This window comes from Streptomyces sp. MB09-02B (assembly GCF_033794485.1).
Lineage (GTDB): Bacteria > Actinomycetota > Actinomycetes > Streptomycetales > Streptomycetaceae > Streptomyces.
Window position 1 is genome coordinate 1 of the sequence record NZ_JARGEE010000593.1, and the last position, 4,411, is coordinate 4,411.

The 4,411-nt window shown below is 71.1% G+C and carries 2 protein-coding genes; one reads left to right on the forward strand and one right to left on the reverse strand.

Annotated elements, in window-relative coordinates:
* Positions 1 to 224: 224 nt before the first annotated feature.
* A complete protein-coding gene (locus tag P1P70_RS41300) occupies positions 225 to 1,436 on the reverse strand; it encodes a S8 family peptidase (RefSeq protein ID WP_319247137.1) in 1,212 nt (403 codons plus the stop codon).
* A gap of 344 nt (positions 1,437 to 1,780) precedes the next feature.
* Here P1P70_RS41300 and P1P70_RS41305 point away from each other — a divergent pair.
* On the forward strand, positions 1,781 to 4,411 hold a 2,631-nt coding region (locus P1P70_RS41305), incomplete at its 3' end, for a glycosyltransferase family 1 protein (protein WP_319247139.1).

A 4,411-nucleotide genomic window follows, 5' to 3' on the forward strand; every position in this document is an offset into this window, starting at 1 on the left:
TCGCTATCGCTGTCTCCGGGTGTTCGTGTGTGTAGCGGGGGGCAGGGGAATGCAGCGGGACGTACCGGTGGAGCCTTCCCACACAGTGCGGGTGGGCATTCCGGCACTTTGTTAACTACTCACGCGTATGTCTACACACAAGACCGGCCTCGTCCGAAGGGGGCGAGGCCGGTCACTGTAGTCGCTCTCGGTAAAGCCCCGCTCACCAGTGGTGTTACGGGCTCCTACAGGCGGTCGACGAGGAGAAGCCTGTTCGGGGAGCCCGGATATCTGTCCTTGACCTTGCCCGAAACCGCATCCTTGACCAACGCCTTGGCCACCTCCACCGGAGCGGCCCGTGGACGGTCGGCCAGATACAGGGCCGCCGCGCCCGCCGCGTGCGGCGCGGCCATGGACGTACCGGAGTGCGTCGCCTTCGCGGTGTCGCTCCGGTGGGAGGCCGAGGTGATGGACCTGCCGGGGGCGAACAGGTCCAGGCTCGGCCCCCAGTTCGAGAAATCGGCGCGGACGTCCTTGCGGTCGGTGGCGCCGACGGTGATCGCCTGCTTGACGCGGGCGGGCGAGTAGAGGCCCGCGGCACGCCCGTCGTTGCCCGCGGCCACCGTGTAGGTGACGCCGGAGGCTATGGAGTTGCGCACGGCCGCGTCGAGTTGGGTGTTGCCGAGACCGGCGAGGCTCATATTGGCCACGGCCGGCTTCCTCGCGTGCTCGGTGACCCAGTCGACACCCGCGATGACCTGGGCGGTCGTCCCCCCGCCCGCGCCGTCGAGCACGCGGACGGCGACGACCTTCGCCTTCTTGGCGACCCCGTACGCGGTACCGGCGACGGTGCCCGCTACATGGGTGCCGTGGCCGTTGCCGTCCTGCGCCGTGCGGTCGTTCTCCACGAAGTCCCAGCCGTTGCTCGCCCGTCCGCCGAAGTCCTTGTGGGTGATCCGTACGCCGGTGTCGATCACGTACAGGGTGACGCCCCTGCCCGCCGACTCCGGCCAGGTGTAGCTCTTGTCGAGCGGCAGGTCCGGCTGGTCGACGCGGTCCAGGCCCCAGGAGGGCGGGTCGGGACGGCTGCCGGTGTAGGTGACCTTCGTGTCCTGGACGACCGATGCCACGCGCGGGTCCGCCGCGAGCCGCCTGGCCTGTTTCTCACCGGCTGTCACGGAGTAGCCGTTCAGGGCGCTGCCGTACATGTGGCGTATTTTCGCCCCGTACTTCGACGCTATGCCCGTTCCCGCCGTCGACGGGGCCTCCGTTCCCGGTTCGAGGGTGACGATGTAACTGCCGTTGACGGAACCGGGGCCACCGGCGCCGTGGACGTACCCCTCCGGTGCGGCGTGCGCGGGCAGGGTGATGGCCGAAAGCACCGCGGCCGTCATCACCGCCGTGAGCCCACCCGCCCGGCGCGCACCCCTGTTTCTCACCTCTGCCGGCTGGTGCATGTCTGAGAACCCCCTCCTCGACCCGGCGCTCCCACACCGGGGTTCACCGGAAGCCTCTCGTGCGGGGTGAAGCGCCACAAGGCCGCGCAGAGAGGTGGAATCGGCCAATATCACCCGTGGGGTACATGGGAAGGTTGCTGACGGGTTGCGACGAATTCAGGACTGAACGGCCCGGGGCGGACTGCCCCGCCGGGCGGACGGGGTACGGATGCGCCGTAATTGCATACGGAGGGACGCGCCGTAGTTGTCACGGCCCCGCGCCGCTACCGTCGGGGGGTGACGAACGGCGCACAGCGGAGTGCGTCCCCCGGCCCGTACGTCCTGGCGCGAAGGTGGAATCCTCTGTGAAGGCCATCCGCAGATTCACCGTCCGACCCGTCCTGCCCGAACCCCTCCATCCGCTCAGCGAACTGGCGCGCAATCTGCGCTGGTCCTGGCACCCGGAGACCCGTGACCTCTTCCAGTCGGTCGACCCCGAGCGCTGGACCGCCGTCGGCGGCGACCCCGTACGGCTCCTCGGCTCCGTCTCCGTCCGGCGTCTGGCCGAACTCGCAGAGGACCGGCGCTTCCTGCGCCGGCTGACCGCCGCCGCCGACGACCTGCGCGACTACGTCACCGGCGACCGCTGGTACCAGGGGCAGGCGCAGAACTCCGAACTCCCGGCCGCCATCGCCTACTTCTCGCCCGAGTTCGGCATCACGGCGGCGCTGCCGCAGTACTCCGGCGGCCTCGGCATCCTCGCCGGCGACCATCTGAAGGCGGCCAGCGACCTCGGTGTCCCGCTGATCGGCGTCGGCCTGCTCTACCGGCACGGCTACTTCCGGCAGTCCCTGTCCCGGGACGGCTGGCAGCAGGAGCACTACCCGGTGCTCGACCCGAACGAACTGCCCCTGGTGCCGCTGCAGGAGCCCGACGGTACCCAGGCTCAGGTCGGCCTGGCGCTCCCCGGCGGCCGCCGGCTGCACGCCCGGATCTGGGAGGCCCAGGTCGGCCGGGTGCCGCTGCTGCTGCTCGACTCGGACGTCGAGGAGAACGACCTCGGCGAACGCGGGGTGACCGACCGGCTCTACGGCGGCGGCAGCGAACACCGGCTCCTCCAGGAGATGCTGCTCGGCATAGGGGGTGTCCGGGCGGTGCGCACGTACTGCCGGCTCACCGGCCACGCCGGGCCCGAGGTCTTCCACACCAACGAGGGCCACGCCGGCTTTCTCGGCCTGGAACGCATCGCCGAACTCGGCGACGAGGGGCTCGACTTCGACGCCGGCCTGGAAGCGGTCCGCTCCGGCACCGTCTTCACCACGCACACGCCCGTCCCGGCCGGCATCGACCGCTTCGACCGAGAACTGGTCGCCCGCCACTTCGGCCCCGACGCCGAACTGCCGCGCATCGACGTGGGCCGCATCCTGGGCCTCGGCATGGAGACGTACCCGGGTGGCGACCCGAACGTCTTCAACATGGCGGTGATGGGGCTCCGGCTCGCCCAGCGCGCCAACGGGGTCTCGCTGCTGCACGGGCAGGTCAGCCGGGAGATGTTCTCCGGCCTGTGGCCGGGCTTCGACCCGGACGAGGTCCCGATCACCTCGGTGACGAACGGCGTGCACGCCCCGACCTGGGTGGCCCCGGAGGTCTTCCGGCTCGGCGCCCGCCAGATCGGCGCCGAACGGACCGAGGACGCCATGTCGGTCGGCGGCTCCGAACGCTGGGACGCCGTCGGCGACATCCCCGACCAGGACATCTGGGACCTCCGCCGCGACCTGCGCGAACAACTGGTCGTCGAGGTACGGGAACGTCTGCACGCCTCCTGGCGGCAGCGCGGCGCCGGCACGGCCGAACTCGGCTGGATCGAGGGCGTGCTGGACCCGGACGTCCTGACGATCGGCTTCGCCCGTCGCGTCCCCTCCTACAAGCGCCTCACCCTGATGCTGCGCGACCAGGACCGCCTGATGGATCTGCTGCTCCACCCGGAGCGGCCGATCCAGATCGTGATCGCGGGCAAGGCACACCCGGCGGACGACGGCGGAAAGCGCCTGATCCAGGAGCTGGTGCGGTTCGCGGACGACCCGCGCGTCCGCCACCGGATCGTGTTCCTGCCCGACTACGGCATGGCGATGGCGCAGAAGCTGTACCCGGGCTGCGACGTGTGGCTGAACAACCCCCTGCGCCCGCTGGAGGCGTGCGGTACGTCCGGCATGAAGGCGGCGCTGAACGGCTGTCTCAATCTGTCCGTGCTGGACGGCTGGTGGGACGAATGGTTCCGGCCCGACTTCGGCTGGGCGATCCCGACGGCGGACGGCACGGCGTCCGACGAGGACCAGGACCGCCGCGACGACGTGGAGGCGGCCGCCCTCTACGACCTGCTGGAGCGGCGGGTGGCCCCCCGCTTCTACGAGCGGGGCCAGGGCGGGCTGCCCGACCGCTGGATCGAGATGGTCCGCGAGACGCTCACGCATCTGGGGCCGAAGGTGCTGGCGGGCCGTATGGTGCGGGAGTACGTCGACCGCCTCTACACGCCGGCCGCCCGCGCCCACCGGTCGCTGACCCCGGATGTGGCCCGCGAACTGTCCGAGTGGAAGGGGCGGGTGCGGGGTGCCTGGCACCGGGTGAGCGTGGACCACGTGGAGACCTCGGCGGCCCCGCTCAGCACGGCCGCCGAGCTGGGCGCGACGCTGGTGCTGCGCGTCCGGGTGGGCCTGGGCGATTTGGTCCCGGACGACGTCGAGGTGCAGGCCGTCTCCGGCCGGGTGGACGGCGAGGACCGCATCACGGACGCGACCTGCGTCCCGCTGAAGCCGGCGAGCGGCCCCGACGACGAGGGCCGCTGGATCTACGAGGGCCCGCTCTCCCTGGACCGCACGGGCTCCTTCGGCTACACGGTCCGCATCCTCCCGACCCACCGCCTCCTGGCCTCGTCCGCCGAACTGGGCCTCCTGGTGGTGCCTTCGGAGGAGCTGGGGGAGGGGGCGGGGGTGTTGATG

Bases quoted from the DNA above. Each gene is read 5' to 3' on its own strand.
- P1P70_RS41300 (WP_319247137.1), bottom strand. From the start codon at position 1,436: ATGCACCAGCCGGCAGAGGTGAGAAACAGGGGTGCGCGCCGGGCGGGT.